Source organism: Streptomyces sp. Tu 3180 (assembly GCF_009852415.1).
In the GTDB taxonomy this organism is placed as follows: domain Bacteria; phylum Actinomycetota; class Actinomycetes; order Streptomycetales; family Streptomycetaceae; genus Streptomyces.
Genome location: NZ_WOXS01000002.1, coordinates 2837914 through 2854542, shown reverse-complemented (window position 1 = coordinate 2854542; position 16629 = coordinate 2837914). Strand labels below are relative to the sequence as shown.

Genomic DNA, 16629 nt, shown 5'->3' with positions numbered 1-16629 from the left:
GGCCGTACGATATTTCGATGCCCGTACCGAAAGCCGAACTGCACCTTCATATCGAAGGCACCCTCGAACCCGAGCTGGCCTTCTCGCTGGCCGCCCGCAACGGCCTCGAGCTGCCCTACGCCGACACCGACGCGCTCCGCGAGGCCTACCGGTTCCAGGACCTGCAGTCCTTCCTGGACCTGTACTACGAGCTGATGGCGGTGCTGCGCACCGAGCGGGACTTCGAGGACCTCGCCGACGCCTACCTCGCCCGCGCCGCCGCGCAGGGCGTGCGGCACGCGGAGATCTTCTTCGACCCGCAGGCGCACCTGGCGCGCGGGGTCGGCATGGGCACGGTCGTCGAGGGACTGTGGCGCGCGCTGGGCAGGAGCGAGGAGACGCACGGCGTCTCCACCCGGCTGATCATGTGCTTCCTGCGCGACGAGTCCGCCGGGTCGGCGATGGCCACCCTGGACGCCGCCAGGCCCTACCTGGACCGCATCACCGGCGTCGGCCTCGACTCCGCCGAGGTCGGGCACCCGCCGGTGAAGTTCCGCGAGGTGTACGAGGCCGCCGCCGCGCTCGGGCTGCGGCGCGTGGCGCACGCCGGTGAGGAGGGGCCGCCGGAGTACATCACCGAGGCCCTGGACGTCCTCGGTGTCGAGCGGGTCGACCACGGGCTGCGCTGCGTGGAGGACCCGGCGCTGGTGGAGCGGCTGGTGCGCGAACGCGTCCCGCTGACCCTGTGCCCCCTGTCGAACGTCCGGCTGCGCACGGTGGACACCCTCGCCGACCACCCGCTGCCCGCGATGCTCGACGCCGGCCTGATGTGCACGGTCAACTCCGATGACCCGGCCTACTTCGGCGGGTACGCCGGCGACAACTTCGACGCGGTGCGCGGGACGCTGGGCCTCGGCCCGGAGCGCCTGCGCGAACTGGCCCGCAACTCCTTCCTCGCCTCCTTCCTGGACGACGACGAGGAGCGGCGGGCCCGCTACCTGGCCGAGGTGGAGGCGTACGACTTCGGCTAGCCGCCGGAACCCGGGCACTCGGACGTCCAGGGGCGGCGACCGGCCGGGAGCCGTCGCCCGCGCGGGCTCAGCGGCCCCCTGGTGCCCGCGTCGCCGCCGCCGTGTCGTAGGCGCGCCGGGCGGGCGCGGGGGTGCCGTCCACCGGGATCTCCACCACCGGCTGCTCCGGGGCGCCGACCTCGGGCACCGCGCCCGTCGGCGTGCCGGTGGAGGCGGCGACCACGGCGGCCGGGTGCCCGCCCCGGCGCCGGACCGCGCCCGGCAGCAGCGGGCGCCCGCCGGTGTGCAGGGCGACGGCGGTCATCGGCAGCGCGACCAGCAGCAGACCGGCGCCGAGCACCGCGCCCATGACGGGGAACCCGGCCTGCGCGGACAGCACGCTGCCGGTCAGCGGTCCGGCGGCGGTGCCCAGCGAGGACGCCGACCCGACCAGCACGGCCCAGCGCCCGCGCGGGTCCAGCGAGGCCGCGAGCCCGATCAGGTACGACAGCACCACCGGGTAGACGGTGTTCCAGGCGATCTCCCCGGCCGCGAAGCTGCCCAGCCCGGTCGCGGAGGCGCTGAGCACGATGCAGCCGGCGATCAGGACGGTGCCGCCGCCGATGGGCAGCGCCCGCCCCAGCCGCGACCCCAGCGCGCCCGCCGCCACCACGCCCAGCAGTCCGGCGCCCAGCGCCACGGCGAAGACGACCCCGACGACCGGCTCGGTGAGGTGCGCCTGGGTGACGCCGATCCGGCCGCTCACGCCCCACAGCGCGTTCTGGGCGAGCGACCAGAACACCATGGCGCCGGCCAGGACGAGCCCCGAACGCCGGTGCGGGAGGCGGGCAGAGCCGGTCCGGGGGGCCGTGCCGGCGCCCGCGCGCCGCGGTCCGCGGGTGCCGGCGGGCAGACGGGAGGTCAGCGGCCACACGGCCAGCGCGGTGAGGGCGACGGCGGCCAGGGTGAGGCCGTGTCCCGGCAGGCGGGGGACCGTCAGGTACACCACGCCCGCGAGCGCGGAGACGCCGAGCAGCCCGAGGGTGGAGGCGCTGTGCGGATCGCTCCCCCGAGCTCTCGGCTCCGCTCGGGCAGGGGACGCCCCCAGCGCGGCGATCAGGGTGGCGGCGACGGTGGTGGCCGTGCCGGAGCCGAACCCGCCCACGACCGCGCCGGCGACGACGGCCGGCACGGCGGTGGTGAGCGCGGCGGTGCCGTAGCCGAGGGCGGCCAGCAGGAGCCCGAGCCGGGCCAGGGTGCGCGCCCCGGCCCGCTCCACCCGGGAGGCCAGCAGGAACCCGGCGGTCGCCGAGCTCAGCAGCAGCGCGCTGCCGACGGCTCCCGCCTGCGTGGCGGACAGGCCGAGGCCGCTTTCCAGCCGGCCGACGGTGGTCGGCAGCAGGTACGGGGCGAGGTACCCGGCCGTGAAGAGGGCGACGGGCGGCCAGGGAGTGGTGCGGGGGGCGAACACGGGCGTTCCCGGGGCATGCGGAAGGGACGGTGCGGGGAGGGGTGGGGGCGACGACCGTCGACGGACAGGAACGCGCGGGCAATTTGTATCAAGCCGGGGGAGGGCGGAGGGAGTGAGCCGGATGTGATCTGACTCACTCTTGCGTTTGGGGCTCGCGGATCCGGGCAGTAGCTTCCGCTACCTCCACTGAACCGACCCGCCACCTGCGGGAACCGTCGCCTCCGCCTTCGTCCGGATCTCCCGCATCACGGCCACGATCCGCTCCTCGCGCTCCGGCGTCAGCCGGGCCACCGGCACCGAGCAGCTGACGGCGTCCTGCGCGGGGGAGTCGTACCGCAGGGCGAACCCGAAACCGACGATCCCGGGCACGCCCTCCTCCCGGTCCACGGAGTAGCCGCGCTCGCGCACCCGGGCCAGATCGGCCGCCAGCGACTCCCGCGAGGTGTGGGTGTTGGGCGTCGCCGCCTCGTAGGGGCCCTCGGGCAGTTCCTCGTCCGGCCGCTCGGCCAGCAGCGCCTTGCCGAGCGCGCCCACGTGCGCCGGCAGCCGCCGCCCCACCCGGCTGATGGTCCGCAGGTACTCGTGCGACTCGCGGGTCGCCAGGTACGCCACGTCGTACCCGTCCAGCCGCCCCATGTGGATCGTCTCGCCCAGCGCCTCGGACGCCTCGTCGAGGTACGGGCGCACCAGCCTCACCCGCGGATCGGAGTCCAGGTAGCTGGTGCCGGTGAGCAGGGCGTGGATGCCGATGCCGTACAGCGAGCCGGTGACGTCGGTGCGGACCCAGCCGCGGGAGACCAGGGTCTGCAGCAGCGCGTACATCGAACTGCGCGGCACGCCGAGCTCGTCCGCCAGCTCCTGGAGGCGGGCCGGGCGGTCACCGCGCGCGGCGAGCAGTTCCAGCAGCTCCACCGTCCGCGCGGCGGACTTCACCTCGCGCACGCCCCCTGTCGCGCCCCCTGTCGCGCCCCCTGTTTCCGGCATGTGCCGATCGTAGACCGGTGGGAGGAGGTACGCGCCGACCCATTGACGGGCTCTCGTTCGCGTATCTAATCTTCATCTCCATACGTGGATGACGTCTACATAGGGAGATGAGTGAGGGTGAACCCCGACACGGATCCGAGCGGCACGGCCGCCGTGGCGCGACGCCTGGCGGACGGGATGGCCGGCGGCGTGCTGTCCTTCCCGCTCACCGCCTTCCACGACGACGGCTCCCTCGACCCGGACGGCTTCCGCGCCCATGTCGCGGCCCAGATCGCCACCGGTCCCGGCGCCGTCTTCCCCGCCTGCGGCACCGGCGAGTTCTTCTCGCTGGACGAGGACGAGTACCGGCGGGTCGTCGCCCTCACCGTCGAGGAGAGCGCGGGACGGGTGCCGGTCGTCGCCGGAGTCGGCTACGGCTGGGCGCAGGCCGCCCGGTTCGCCCGCGTCGCCGAGGACGCCGGCGCCGACGCCCTGCTCGTCCTGCCGCACTACCTCGTCGCCGCCCCGCAGGACGGCCTCGTCGCCCAGCTGGAGGCGATCGCCGCCCGCACCCGGCTGCCGCTCGTCGCCTACCAGCGCGGCCAGGTCGCCTACAGTGCCGACTCGCTCCGGCGCATCGCCGCCCTCCCGAACGTCATCGGCCTCAAGGACGGCCACAGCGACCTCGACCGCCTGCAACGCCTCACCCTCGCCGCCCCCGAGGGCTTCCTCTTCTTCAACGGCGCCGCCACCGCCGAGATCCAGGCCCGCGCCTACGCCGCCGTCGGCGTCCCCGCCTACTCCTCCGCCGTCCACGCCTTCGCCCCCGAGATCGCGAACGCCTTCTTCGCCGCCCTGCGCGACGGCGACGCGGGCACCGTCGACAAGCTGCTGCGCGGCTTCTACGTCCCGTTCGTCGAACTGCGCGACCGCGTCCCCGGATACGCGGTGTCGCTGGTGAAGGCGGCGGCCCGGCTGCGCGGACGCCCCGTGGGCCCCGTGCGCGCCCCCCTCACCGACCCCTCGGCCGGCGACCTGGCCGACCTCCGGGCCCTGCTCACCACCGGACTCGACCTCGTAGGAGCCGCCCTGTGACCCGCGACCTGACCGTGACGGAGGTCCGGCTGACGCCGGTCCTCGTCGCCGACCCGCCCCTCCTCAACACGCAGGGCGTCCACCAGCCGTACACCCCCCGGCTGATCGTCGAGGTGGTGACCGCCGACGGGACCACCGGACTGGGCGAGACCTACGGCGACACCAAGTACCTGGAACTGGCCGAGCCCCTCGCGGACAAGCTCGTCGGCCGCCCGGCCGGCCACCTGAACGCGCTGTTCGCCGAGGCCGGCGAGGTGGCCGTCGACGCCTCCCGCGTCTCGGGGCAGGTCGACGTCGGGGGACTGCGCGGCGTGCAGACCGCCGACAAGCTGCGCCTGTCCGTGCTCTCCGCCTTCGAGGTCGCCTGCCTCGACGCCCTCGGCAAGAGCCTCGGCCTGCCCGTGCACGCCCTGCTCGGCGGCAAGGTGCGCGACGCCGTCGAGTACAGCGCGTACCTCTTCTACAAGTGGGCCGGCCACCCGGACGGCGTGGCGGCCGAGAAGGACGACTGGGGCGCCGCCCTCGACCCGGCCGGCGTCGTCGAGCAGGCCCGCCTCTTCAAGGAGCGGTACGGCTTCACCTCCTTCAAGCTCAAGGGCGGCGTCTTCCCGCCGGACGAGGAGATCGCGGCCGTCCGCGCCCTCGCCGCCGCGTTCCCCGGGCACCCCCTGCGCCTCGACCCCAACGGCGCCTGGTCGGTGGAGACCTCGCTGAGGGTCGCCGAGGAGCTCGGGGACGTCCTCGAGTACCTGGAGGACCCCGCGCTCGGCACCCCCGCCATGGCCGAGGTCGCCGCCCGGACCGGCGTTCCGCTCGCCACCAACATGTGCGTGACGACCTTCGCCGAGATCAAGGAGGCCTTCACCCGGAACGCCGTCCAGGTCGTCCTCTCCGACCACCACTACTGGGGCGGGCTGCGCAACACCCAGCAGCTCGCCGCCGTCTGCCGCACCTTCGGCGTGGACGTCTCCATGCACTCCAACACCCACCTCGGGATCAGCCTCGCCGCCATGACCCACGTGGCGGCCACCGTCCCCGGCCTCCACCACGCCTGCGACTCGCACTACCCCTGGCAGTCGGAGGACGTCCTCACCGAACGCCTCACCTTCGAGGGCGGCACCGTGCGGGTCCCCGACGCGCCCGGCCTCGGCGTCGAACTCGACCGCGACCGGCTGGCCCTCCTCCACCGGCGCTGGCTCGACGACGACGGCTCGCTCAGGGACCGCGACGACGCGGCGGCCATGCGGGCCGCCGACCCGGACTGGGTCACGCCGGCCGTGCCGCGCTGGTGATCCGCCCGGCGGGGGCGGGGGCCGGCGCCGCCCGCCCCCGCCGCACCCCTCCTCCCCCCTGCCACGATCGGAGCCGCTCGTGTCCGCAGTGCCCCCGACCCCCGAAGCGCCCCACCCGCCCGCCGTCCGGTCGGCGATCCGCAAGATCTTCCGCCGCGTGGTCCCCCTGTTCTTCGTCATGTTCGTCGCGAACTACATGGACCGCGTCAACCTCGGCTTCGCCCAGGACGAACTCCGCGCCGACGTCGGCCTGTCCGCCGCCGCGTTCGGCCTCGGCGCCGGCATCTTCTTCATCGCGTACGCCCTCTTCGAGGTCCCCTCCAACATCCTGATGGAGCGGTACGGGCCCAAGGTCTGGCTCACCCGCATCATGATCAGCTGGGGCGTCGTCGCCACCGCGATGGCCTTCGTCGACAGCGTCGAGATGTTCTACGCCCTGCGCTTCCTGCTCGGCGTCGCGGAGGCCGGCTTCTTCCCGGCCGTCATCTACTACTTCAGCCGCTGGCTGCCCGACTCCCACCGGGGCCGGGCCACCTCGGTCTTCCTCATGGGCTCGGGCACCGCGACGGTCATCGTCGGCCCCGTCTCCGGCGCCCTGATGGAGATGCACGGCATCTGGGGCCACGCCGGCTGGCAGTGGATGTTCTTCATCGAGGGCGTCTTCTCCGTCGTCCTCGGCTTCGTGGTCTACCGCTTCCTGGACTCCGGCATCGAGAGGGCGGACTGGCTCACCGACGAGGAGAAGACCGGCCTCGTCGCCGTCATCGACGCCGAGCAGGAGGCGCGGGAGGCGCGGCGCGGCACCGCGGGCCGCGTCTCCCGCTGGAGGCTGCTCGCCGACCCCCAGATGCTGCTCTTCCTGTGGATCTACTTCGCGATCAACGTCGCCCTGTACGCGGTCACGTTCTGGCTGCCGTCGATCGTGGACGACATCGGCGGGCTGAGCGACTTCCAGGTGGGGCTGCTCACGTCCGTGCCCTGGCTGTGCGCGATCGCCGCCGTGTACGTCAGCGGGCGGATCTCGGACCGCATCGGCAAGCGGCGCCCGGTGCTGGTCACCCTGCTCGTCCTCGGCGGCTGCGGCACCCTGCTGGCCGTGTTCGTCTCGCCCTGGGCGGGGCTGGGCGCGCTGTGCCTGGCCGCGATGGGCTTCAAGCCCGCCTCCCCGGTCTTCTGGACCATCCCGCAGAGCTACCTCGACGCCCGCGCGGCGGCCCCGGGCATCGCGCTGATCAACTCCATCGGCAACCTCGGCGGCTTCGTCGCCCCCACCGCCTTCGGGATCATCGAGGACACCACGGGCTCGACCAAGGGCGGGCTGGTCGGACTCACCGTCGTCGGCTTCCTGGCCGCGCTGAGCGTGCTCCTGGTGCGGGGCGGCGGACGCAACGACCGGATCCGGACGCGTCCCGTCAGGCCGCCGGCGGCCGCGGCGCCCGAGGCACCCGGGACGGCGCCCGGGGCGGCCCGCACCGCGCGTCCGGGGCCCGCGACGGCCTGACCCCGCCGGGGCGGGGCGGCGGGACCCGGGCGGCCGGTTCCGGAGTGACGACGGTCACATTGTCGGTGGCGTGGTGCACACTGGCCTGATCCGCACCATGTCAGGGAGCGCACCGTGATGGCGTCCACCGCGTCCACCGCCCCCGCCGCGGCCGGCGGGAAGGAGTTCACCGAAGGATCGCACCACTCGGCCCAGGTCGATCCCCTCGCCGGGCTGCGCACACCGGACGATCCGCCCTGGGACGTCTACCTCACCGGGACGGTCTTCCTCGACATCGTCTTCACCGGGCTCGACTCCGCCCCGGTGCGCGGGACCGAGTCCTGGGCACGGGGGATGGGGTCGAGCCCCGGCGGCGTCGCCAACATGGCCACCGCCCTGGCCCGCCTCGGCCTGCGCACCTCCCTCGCGGCGGCCTTCGGCGACGACCACTACGGCGAGTACTGCTGGGACACCCTGGAGCAGGGCGAGGGCATCGACCTCTCCCCGTCGCGCACCGTGCCCGGCTGGCACTCGCCGGTCACCGTCTCCATGGCCTACGACGGCGAGCGGACGATGGTCTCCCACGGCCACGAACCGCCCCCCGAGGAACCCGCGCCCGACTGCCCCCCGCGCGCCCGTGCCGCCGTCGCCTCCCTCACGCCGGGCCGCAGCGCCCCCTGGATCGCCCAGGCCGCGCGCAGCGGCACCCGCGTCTTCGGCGACGTCGGCTGGGACGACAGCGGCGCGTGGGACCTGGCCGCGCTGCCCGACCTGCGCCACTGCGAGGCGTTCCTGCCGAACGCCGAGGAGGCCAAGCGCTACACCGGCACCGACTGCCCCCGCGCCGCCGCGCACGCCCTCACCGAGCACGTCCCGGTCGCGGTCGTCACCCTCGGCGCGGAGGGCGCGTATGCGGTGGACCGGCGCACCGGTGAGACCGCCGAGGTCCCGGCCATCGCCGTCGAAGCGCTCGACCCGACCGGGGCCGGGGACGTGTTCGTCGCCGGCTTCGTCACCGGGAGCCTGGCCGGCTGGCCGCTGGCCGACCGCCTCGCCTTCGCCGGCCTCACCGCCGCGCTCTCCGTCCAGGAGTTCGGCGGCTCGCTGTCGGCCCCGGGGTGGACCGAGGTGGCGGCGTGGTGGCGCAGGGTGCAGTCGGTCGAGGGCCAGGACCAGGAGGCCCTGCGGCGGTACGCGTTCCTGGCCGGCCTGGTCCCCGAGGAGCTGGTGCGGCCCTGGCCGCTGCGGCGGGCGGTCCCGACGATCGGCTTCCGCCGGTCGGCGTGAGGACCCGGCCCCGCGCCCCCGCCGTGGGCTGTGCCTCCGCGCCCCGCTGCGGGGGCCCCGCCCCGCCCTCCCACCGCCCCGTCCGCCCGGCCGGAGAGCGGGCCGCCGCCCCGGCCCGGGCGGACGGGAAGCGGCGGCCGGGAAAAGTCCTACGGTCTTGCCACCGCCGCGTCGTACCCTGGGAATCGCGAGGCCGCCCTCAGCTGCGCGGCCGTGACGAGGAGGAACCGCAGGCCTTAAGCGCCGGCCCATGACTCAGACACCCACAGCTCACACCCCCGCGCAGGGGCAGGCGAGAGTGCAGCTCACCGTCCCCGCCCAGCACCCCATGGTGACCGTGCTGGGTTCAGGGGACTCCCTCCTGCGCGTGATCGAGAAGGCCTTCCCGGGGGCAGACATCCACGTCCGGGGCAATGAGATCAGCGCGGTCGGCGACGCCACGGAGGTCGCCCTCATTTCGCGCGTGTTCGACGAGATGATGCTGGTGCTCCGCACCGGGCAGCCGATGACGGAGGACGCAGTGGAACGCTCGATCGCCATGCTCAAGGCGAGCGAGAACGGGGAGAGCGACGGCCAGGAGACCCCGGCCCAGGTGCTCACGCAGAACATCCTGTCCTCGCGCGGCCGCACGATCCGTCCCAAGACGCTCAACCAGAAGCGCTACGTGGACGCGATCGACAAGCACACCGTCGTCTTCGGCATCGGCCCGGCGGGCACCGGCAAGACGTACCTCGCCATGGCCAAGGCGGTGCAGGCCCTGCAGTCCAAGCAGGTCAACCGCATCATCCTGACCCGCCCCGCCGTCGAGGCGGGCGAGCGGCTCGGGTTCCTCCCGGGCACGCTCTACGAGAAGATCGACCCCTACCTGCGCCCGCTCTACGACGCGCTGCACGACATGCTCGACCCCGACTCCATCCCCCGCCTGATGGCGGCGGGCACGATCGAGGTCGCCCCGCTCGCGTACATGCGCGGACGCACGCTGAACGACGCCTTCATCATCCTGGACGAGGCCCAGAACACCAGCCCCGAACAGATGAAGATGTTCCTCACCCGCCTCGGCTTCGACTCGAAGATCGTCATCACCGGTGACGTGACCCAGGTCGACCTCCCCGAGGGCACGAAGAGCGGCCTGCGGCAGGTGCAGGACATCCTCGAGGGGGTCGAGGACGTCCACTTCTCCCGGCTATCGTCCCACGACGTCGTCCGGCACAAGCTGGTGGGCCGTATCGTCGACGCGTACGAGCAGTACGACAGCAAGCACGGCACCCAGAACGGCGCCCACAAGGGCGGCCGGGGCAAGTCCGGGCACAAGGGGAAGTAGACCGAGCACCAGATGTCGATCGACGTCAACAACGAGTCCGGCACCGAGGTCGACGAGCAGGCGATCCTCGACATCGCCCGCTACGCGCTCGCGCGGATGCGCATCCACCCGCTCTCCGAGCTCTCGGTGATCGTCGTGGACGCCGGCGCCATGGAGCAGCTGCACATCCAGTGGATGGACCTGCCCGGGCCGACGGACGTCATGTCGTTCCCGATGGACGAGCTGCGGCCGCCGTCCAAGGACGACGACGAGCCGCCGCAGGGGCTGCTCGGCGACATCGTGCTCTGCCCCGAGGTCGCCGCCAAGCAGGGCAGCGAGGCACCGACGCAGCACACCATGGACGAGGAGCTCCAGCTGCTCACCGTCCACGGCGTGCTGCACCTGCTCGGCTACGACCACGAGGAACCGGACGAGAAGGCCGAGATGTTCGGCCTGCAGGCCGCGATCGTGGACGGCTGGCGCGCGGAGAGGGGCCTGACCGGCCCGTCCCCGGCCCCGACCGTCTCATGAGTGCGCAACTCGTCCTCGGCGCGATCGCACTGGTCGTCGTGGCCTGGCTGGCCGCCTGCGCGGAGGCGGGCATCGCCCGCGTCTCCAGCTTCCGCGCCGAGGAGGCCGTGCGCTCCGGCCGCCGGGGCAGCGCCCGGCTCGCGCAGATCTCCGCCGACCCCACCCGCTACCTCAACGTGGCGCTGCTGGTCCGCGTCGCCTGCGAGATGGCCGCCGCCGCGCTGATCACGTACGGCTGTCTCCGGGAGTTCGACGGGACGGCCGAGGCGCTGCTGATCGCCATCGCGGTCATGGTCCTCGTCTCGTACGTCGCCGTCGGCGTCTCGCCGCGCACCATCGGCCGCCAGCACCCGCTGAACACGGCCACGGCCGCCGCGTACGTCCTGGTCCCGCTGGCGAGGGTCATGGGCCCGATCCCGTCGCTCCTCATCCTCATCGGCAACGCGCTCACCCCCGGCAAGGGCTTCCGGCACGGCCCCTTCGCCTCCGAGGCGGAGCTGCGCGCGCTGGTCGACCTCGCGGAGGCGGAGTCGCTGATCGAGGACGAGGAGCGCCGCATGGTGCACTCGGTCTTCGAGCTGGGCGACACCCTGGTGCGCGAGGTCATGGTCCCGCGCACCGACCTGGTGGTGATCGAGCGGTACAAGACCATCCGCCAGGCCCTCACCCTCGCCCTGCGCTCCGGTTTCTCCCGCATCCCGGTGACCGGCGAGAGCGAGGACGACATCGTCGGGATCGTCTACCTCAAGGACCTGGCCCGCAAGACGCACATCAGCCGGGACGCCGAGAGCGAGCTGGTGTCGACGGCGATGCGCCCGGCGTTCTTCGTGCCCGACACCAAGAACGCGGGCGACCTGCTGCGCGAGATGCAGAAGGAGCGCAACCACGTCGCCGTCGCCGTCGACGAGTACGGCGGCACCGCGGGCATCGTCACCATCGAGGACATCCTCGAGGAGATCGTCGGCGAGATCACCGACGAGTACGACCGTGAGCTCCCGCCGGTCGAGGGCCTGGGCGAGGACCGCTACCGGGTCACCGCCCGCCTCGACATCGGCGACCTCGGCGAGCTGTACGGCCTGGAGGCGTTCGACGACGAGGACGTGGAGACCGTCGGCGGACTGCTCGCCAAGCAGCTCGGCCGGGTGCCGATCGCGGGCGCCTCGTCCGTGGTCGAGCTCCCCGACGCCCGCGCCCTGCGCCTGACCGCGGAGGCCGCGGCCGGACGCCGGAACAAGATCGTGACGGTCCTGGTGGAGCCGGTGGACCCGCCCGAGCACCAGGAGGAGAAGCCGGAGTGACCCCCCGGGAGCTGCGTGCCCTGTGCCTCTCCTTCAACGCGGCCGTGGAGGACTTCCCCTTCGGCGCGGAGACCTCGGTCTTCAAGGTCGGGGGCCGGCTCTTCGCGCTGGCGGACCTGGACGCGCGGCCCCTGAGGGTCAACCTCAAGTGCGACCCGGAGGACGCGATCCGGCTCCGCACCGCCCATCCGGGCCTGATCGTCCCCGGCTGGCACATGAACAAGCGCCACTGGAACACGGTGACGGCGGACGGCGGACTCCCGGACCGCCTGGTCCGGGAACTGGTCGAGGACTCCTACGACCTGGTCGTGGCCGGCCTGCCGCGAGCCGACCGCCTCCGCCTCGACCGCCCCTGAACCACCCGAGGGGCGGCCCCGGGGCGGGGTGACCGGGCCGGTCGCCCGGTCCGGTCCGTATGCTCGGATCATGACCGACAGCAGCACGCTCGACCCCGAGGACCGCAAGATCGTCACCCTGGCCCGCTCCGCGCGCGCCCGCAACGGCGTGCCCGAGGGTGCCGCCGTACGGGACGAGACCGGCCGCACGTACGTCGCCGGGACCGTGGCCCTGGCCTCCCTGAAGCTGAGCGCCCTGCAGACGGCGGTGGCGATGGCGGTGGCGTCCGGGGCGAAGTCGCTGGAGGCGGCGGCGGTGGTGACGGAGGCGGAGTCGGCGTCGGCCGAGGACCGCGCGGCCGTGCGGGACCTCGGCGGGCCCGGGACCCCGGTACTGGTGGCCGGCCCCGACGGAACGGTCCGGGAGACGGTCACCGCGGGCTGACGCCCCGGCACCCCCCGCTTGTTACCGGCGGTGAAGAGGCCGGATCCCCCCTACCGCGCCCTGCCCCCCGCGCATCAGCGGAGAACGCCGGTCCTGAGGGCACGTCAGCCGGTGTGGTGCGATGGGTCCGGACCCCTCTGCCGAGCAGTTCCCCCACGGAATTCCCCGCCACACGGAGTTCCCCACGGAAAGGGAGCCGGAATCCCAACCCTCACCCGCACGGCGACCGGGCCGCAGTCACCGGGCCCGTTCGTCTTCGACTGATCCTCCCGGGACGACGGCCGCCCGGGCCGACGCCGCCCCCGCGCGTCCGGCCCGGGCGGCCCCCGTTCCGGGCGGTGGTACGGCGGGGCTCCGGGGATCAGGGAGAATGGGCGCCATGAGTGTTCGTACCCAGTCATCCGAGCAGCCGGCCGACGCTGTCCACAGGGCCGGTTTCGCCTGCTTCGTGGGCCGTCCCAACGCGGGCAAGTCCACCCTCACGAACGCTCTGGTCGGGCAGAAGGTGGCGATCACCTCCAACCGGCCGCAGACCACCCGGCACACCGTGCGCGGGATCGTGCACCGCCCGGACGCGCAGCTGATCCTGGTGGACACCCCCGGCCTGCACAAGCCGCGCACCCTGCTCGGCGAACGGCTGAACGACGTGGTCCGCACCACCTGGGCGGAGGTCGACGCGATCGGCTTCTGCCTCCCCGCGGACCAGAAGATCGGCCCCGGCGACCGTTTCATCGCCAAGGAGCTGGCCGGGATCAAGAAGACCCCGAAGGTCGCGATCGTCACCAAGACCGACCTGGTGGACTCCAAGGCGCTGGCCGAGCAGCTGATCGCCGTCGACCAGCTCGGCAAGGAGCTGGGCATCACCTGGGCGGAGATCATCCCGGTGTCGGCGACCGCGAACAAGCAGGTGGGCCTGCTGGCGGACCTGCTGATCCCGCTGCTGCCCGAGGGCCCGGCCCTCTACCCCGAGGGCGACCTCACCGACGAGCCCGAGCAGGTCATGGTCGCGGAGCTGATCCGCGAGGCGGCCCTGGAGGGCGTCCGCGACGAGCTCCCGCACTCCATCGCGGTGGTCGTCGAGGAGATGCTCCCGCGCGAGGACCGCCCGGCCGACAAGCCCCTCCTCGACATCCACGCCAACCTGTTCATCGAGCGCCCCAGCCAGAAGGGCATCATCATCGGCCCCAAGGGCAAGCGCCTGAAGGACGTCGGCATCAAGTCCCGCAAGCAGATCGAGGCGCTGCTCGGCACGCCCGTGTTCCTGGACCTCCACGTGAAGGTCGCCAAGGACTGGCAGCGGGACCCGAAGCAGCTGCGGCGCCTGGGCTTCTGAATCACGCGCGCTGCGCGCGCAGCACCTCCCGGAACCAGCCGTACGACGCCTTCGGGGTCCGCCTCAGCGTCTCGAAGTCCACGTGGACCAGGCCGAAGCGGCGGGTGTAGCCCTCGGCCCACTCGAAGTTGTCCATCAGGGACCACACGAAGTAGCCGCGCACGTCCACGCCCGCCTCCAGCGCCCGGTGCAGGGCGCGGATGTGGCCGTCGAGGTAGGCGATGCGGTCCTGGTCGTCCAGGCCCCCGTAGGAGCAGCCGTTCTCGGTGATGACGACCGGGGGGAGGCGGTCGCCGTAGCGGGCGCGAAGACCCGTGAGGAGTTCCGTCAGGGCCTCGGGGACCACCGGCCAGCCGAAGTCCGTCACCGGGTGGCCCTCGACCTCCCGCACCGAGAAGGGGAGTCCGGCCGGCATCCGCACCCCGCCGAAGTCGGTCTCCGTGCCCTGCGGGGCGCCCACGCGCGTCGGCGCGTAGTAGTTGACCCCGTACCAGTCCAGCGGCTCGGCGATGACCCTCAGGTCCGCCTCGACGTCGCCCGGCAGCAGCTCGCCGATGCCCTCCGGGTAGCGGCCGAGCAGCAGGGGGTCGGCGAAGAGGCGGTTCAGGAGGAGGTCGTAGAAGTCGGCGGCCTCCACGTCCGCCCGGTCCGGTGAGGCCGGCCAGGTCGGGCCGTGGCTGTTCGCGATGCCGATGTCACGCGCCCCGGACGCCCGCAGGGCGCGCACCGCCAGCCCGTGCGCGAGGAGCTGGTGGTGGGCCACCGGCAGCGCGTCGAGGAGGAGCCTGCGGCCGGGCGCGTGCACGCCCAGCGCGTGGCCGAGCAGCGTGTGCTCGGCGGGCTCGTTGAGGGTGATCCACTTGGGCACGCGGTCGCCCAGCCGGCCGGCGACCTCGGACACGTACTGGGCGAACCGCTCCGCCGTGCTCCGCTCCAGCCAGTCCAGACCGGCCGGCAGGTCCCAGTGGAACAGCGTCGGCACCGGGCGCACACCGGCCGCGCACAGGTCGTCGACCAGACGGTCGTAGAAGTCCAGGCCGCCCGGCGTCCGCACCCTCGGCCAGGAGACCGAGAAGCGGTACGCGTCCACGCCCAGGCCGGACAGGAGCGCCACGTCCTCGCGGTGGCGGTGGACGTGGTCGCAGGCCACCGCCGCCGTCGAACCGTCCCGCACCCGCCCGGACCCGGCCTCGAACACGTCCCACACGGACGGCTCCCGTTCGTCGGCCGCCCCCTCGATCTGGTGCGCCGAGGTCGACACGCCCCACAGGAAGCCGGCCGGGAAACGCGGGATCGGGTTCGTCGTCGCCATGGGCCGGATCATCGGCACCCGGGCCGGGCGAGTCAACGCCCCTGCCGCAAAGGAGGGTTACGCGCCCTCCTTCAGCACCCTCCTGATCAGCTCCCGCTGCTCCTGGGTCAGCCGGGGGTCCGCGCAGTACACGGACGTCCCGTCGACCGTGATCCGGTAGCCGAACCCGTCCGGGACCCCGGCCGGCGGGGTGCTCCGGCCGGCGGCCAGGGCCCGCTCGGCCAGGGCGTGCCACTCGTGCGCGTCGGCCCGGCCCGAGGTGTCCACCTCGGCCCGCCGCTCGATCCCCGCGAACCCGCCGGTGCGTCTCACCTGAATGCGCATGGTCCGTGTCTAGTACGGAACTACGACGTGCGCACCCCCACCCGTTCCCACGCCTTGGTCACCGCCAGCAGTTCCTCGCCCTCCCCGTACCGGGCGCGGGCCGCCTCCACCGTGAGCGTCGCGAAGTCGGTGAACTGCGCGTCCTGCTCCAGCTCGCCGCCCGTGAGGACGTCGTACCAGACCTGTCCCGCCCGCTCCCAGGCGTGCCCGCCGAGGGTGGTGGCCGCCAGGTAGAAGGCGTGGTTGGGGATGCCCGAGTTGATGTGGACGCCGCCGTTGTCACGTCCGGTGCGGACGTAGTCGTCCATGGTCGCGGGCTGCGGGTCCTTGCCGAGGACGTCGTCGTCGTACGCCGTGCCCGGCTCCTTCATGGAGCGCAGCGCCTTGCCCGTGACGCGCGGGGCGAGCAGGCCCGCGCCGATCAGCCAGTCGGCCTCGTCGGCGGTCTGGCCGAGCGCGTACTGCTTGACGAGGGCGCCGAAGACGTCCGACACGGACTCGTTGAGCGCGCCGGGCTGGCCGAAGTACGTCAGGTTCGCGGTGTACTGCGTGACCCCGTGGGCGAGTTCGTGGCCGATGACGTCGATGGGGAGGGTGAAGTCGAGGAAGATCTCCCCGTCCCCGTCGCCGAAGACCATCTGCTCGCCGTTCCAGAAGGCGTTGTTGTACTCGCGGTCGTAGTGCACGGTGGCGTCCAGCGGCAGCCCCTTGCCGTCGATCGAGTCGCGGGCGTAGGCCTTGAGGAACAGCTCGAACGTGGCGCCCAGACCGGCGTACGCGCGGTTGACGGTGGCGTCCCGGCCGGGCTCCTCGCCCTCGCCGCGCGCCTTCTCGCCCGGCAGGTCGGTGCCGTGCCCGGCGTCGTACACGGTGCGCCGCGGCTTGCCGGGCTCGGCCTCGGCGGCGTGCGGGGCGGCGGCGGGGGCGCCGACGACCGTGGTCAGGCGGCGCCGGGTGCGCTCGTAGGCGTCGCGCTGGAGGGTCCGGCGCGCCGGCCCGGCGAGGACGGGGTCGTCGGCCTGCGCGAGCCGGTCGAGGACGTGCGGCGGGACGATGGTGCAGAAGACGGGCTCGAAGCCCCCGTGGCTGGTCATGTCCGGCACCATCGCATTGTGTGACGCGCATGTCACCGGGTGCAATCATGATTGGTGAAATCTCCGGTCACCGCGCCTCC

At 73.3% G+C, this 16629-nt stretch carries 16 protein-coding genes; 11 read left to right on the top strand and 5 right to left on the bottom strand.

Annotation, left to right across the window (positions count from 1 at the left end):
• Positions 1-17: 17 nt before the first annotated feature.
• Positions 18-1010: an adenosine deaminase gene (locus GL259_RS13840; RefSeq protein WP_166461487.1), complete on the top strand. Its 993-nt coding sequence runs from the start codon at positions 18-20 to the stop codon at positions 1008-1010.
• A gap of 67 nt (positions 1011-1077) precedes the next feature.
• Here the strand turns inward: GL259_RS13840 and GL259_RS13835 are convergent, their stop codons facing one another.
• Complete coding sequence (locus tag GL259_RS13835) at positions 1078-2460, bottom strand: MFS transporter (protein ID WP_159532601.1); 1383 nt, start codon at positions 2458-2460, stop codon at positions 1078-1080.
• Positions 2461-2637: 177 nt separating this feature from the next.
• Positions 2638-3444 (bottom strand): IclR family transcriptional regulator, encoded by an 807-nt coding sequence (locus GL259_RS13830; protein ID WP_159532599.1) that lies wholly within the window; start codon positions 3442-3444, stop codon positions 2638-2640.
• Positions 3445-3621: 177 nt separating this feature from the next.
• On the opposite strand from GL259_RS13830, the gene GL259_RS13825 reads away from it, so the two are divergent.
• The 10 genes from GL259_RS13825 (at position 3622) to era (ending at position 13819) form a co-directional block, all read left to right on the top strand.
• Positions 3622-4518, top strand: a complete 897-nt coding sequence (locus GL259_RS13825; protein WP_243762564.1) for a 5-dehydro-4-deoxyglucarate dehydratase — start codon at positions 3622-3624, stop codon at positions 4516-4518.
• Positions 4515-5810 (top strand): glucarate dehydratase family protein, encoded by a 1296-nt coding sequence (locus GL259_RS13820; RefSeq protein WP_159532597.1) that lies wholly within the window; start codon positions 4515-4517, stop codon positions 5808-5810. The genes GL259_RS13825 and GL259_RS13820 overlap by 4 nt, the downstream gene beginning before the upstream one ends.
• A gap of 178 nt (positions 5811-5988) precedes the next feature.
• Complete coding sequence (locus tag GL259_RS13815) at positions 5989-7311, top strand: MFS transporter (RefSeq protein WP_243762563.1); 1323 nt, start codon at positions 5989-5991, stop codon at positions 7309-7311.
• 117 nt (positions 7312-7428) lie between these two features.
• Complete coding sequence (locus tag GL259_RS13810) at positions 7429-8577, top strand: PfkB family carbohydrate kinase (RefSeq protein ID WP_159532595.1); 1149 nt, start codon at positions 7429-7431, stop codon at positions 8575-8577.
• Positions 8578-8827: 250 nt separating this feature from the next.
• On the top strand, positions 8828-9898 hold the full coding sequence (locus GL259_RS13805; RefSeq protein ID WP_159532593.1) for a PhoH family protein: 1071 nt from the start codon (positions 8828-8830) through the stop codon (positions 9896-9898).
• 12 nt (positions 9899-9910) lie between these two features.
• On the top strand, positions 9911-10408 hold the full coding sequence (gene ybeY / locus GL259_RS13800) for an rRNA maturation RNase YbeY (protein WP_159532591.1): 498 nt from the start codon (positions 9911-9913) through the stop codon (positions 10406-10408).
• Positions 10405-11706 carry a hemolysin family protein gene (locus tag GL259_RS13795; protein WP_159532589.1) on the top strand — a complete coding sequence of 434 codons (1302 nt, stop codon included), beginning with the start codon at positions 10405-10407 and terminating at the stop codon, positions 11704-11706. Before ybeY ends, GL259_RS13795 begins: the two co-directional genes overlap by 4 nt.
• On the top strand, positions 11703-12062 hold the full coding sequence (locus GL259_RS13790; protein ID WP_159532587.1) for an MmcQ/YjbR family DNA-binding protein: 360 nt from the start codon (positions 11703-11705) through the stop codon (positions 12060-12062). The genes GL259_RS13795 and GL259_RS13790 overlap by 4 nt, the downstream gene beginning before the upstream one ends.
• Before the next feature lie 70 nt (positions 12063-12132).
• Positions 12133-12486 (top strand): cytidine deaminase, encoded by a 354-nt coding sequence (locus tag GL259_RS13785; protein ID WP_159532585.1) that lies wholly within the window; start codon positions 12133-12135, stop codon positions 12484-12486.
• A gap of 379 nt (positions 12487-12865) precedes the next feature.
• Complete coding sequence (era, locus tag GL259_RS13780) at positions 12866-13819, top strand: GTPase Era (RefSeq protein WP_166461486.1); 954 nt, start codon at positions 12866-12868, stop codon at positions 13817-13819.
• A 1-nt stretch (position 13820) separates the two neighbouring features.
• Here the strand turns inward: era and GL259_RS13775 are convergent, their stop codons facing one another.
• From GL259_RS13775 to GL259_RS13765, 3 genes are read right to left on the bottom strand one after another with little or no spacing between them, the layout of a single operon-like run.
• Positions 13821-15131 carry a GH1 family beta-glucosidase gene (locus GL259_RS13775; RefSeq protein ID WP_159532581.1) on the bottom strand — a complete coding sequence of 437 codons (1311 nt, stop codon included), beginning with the start codon at positions 15129-15131 and terminating at the stop codon, positions 13821-13823.
• A 57-nt stretch (positions 15132-15188) separates the two neighbouring features.
• On the bottom strand, positions 15189-15455 hold the full coding sequence (locus GL259_RS13770) for a protealysin inhibitor emfourin (protein ID WP_159532579.1): 267 nt from the start codon (positions 15453-15455) through the stop codon (positions 15189-15191).
• Between the two features lie 20 nt (positions 15456-15475).
• The gene (locus GL259_RS13765; RefSeq protein ID WP_159532577.1) at positions 15476-16549 is read right to left on the bottom strand and encodes a M4 family metallopeptidase; all 1074 of its coding nucleotides are present in this window, start codon (positions 16547-16549) and stop codon (positions 15476-15478) included.
• Positions 16550-16629: the final 80 nt, after the last annotated feature.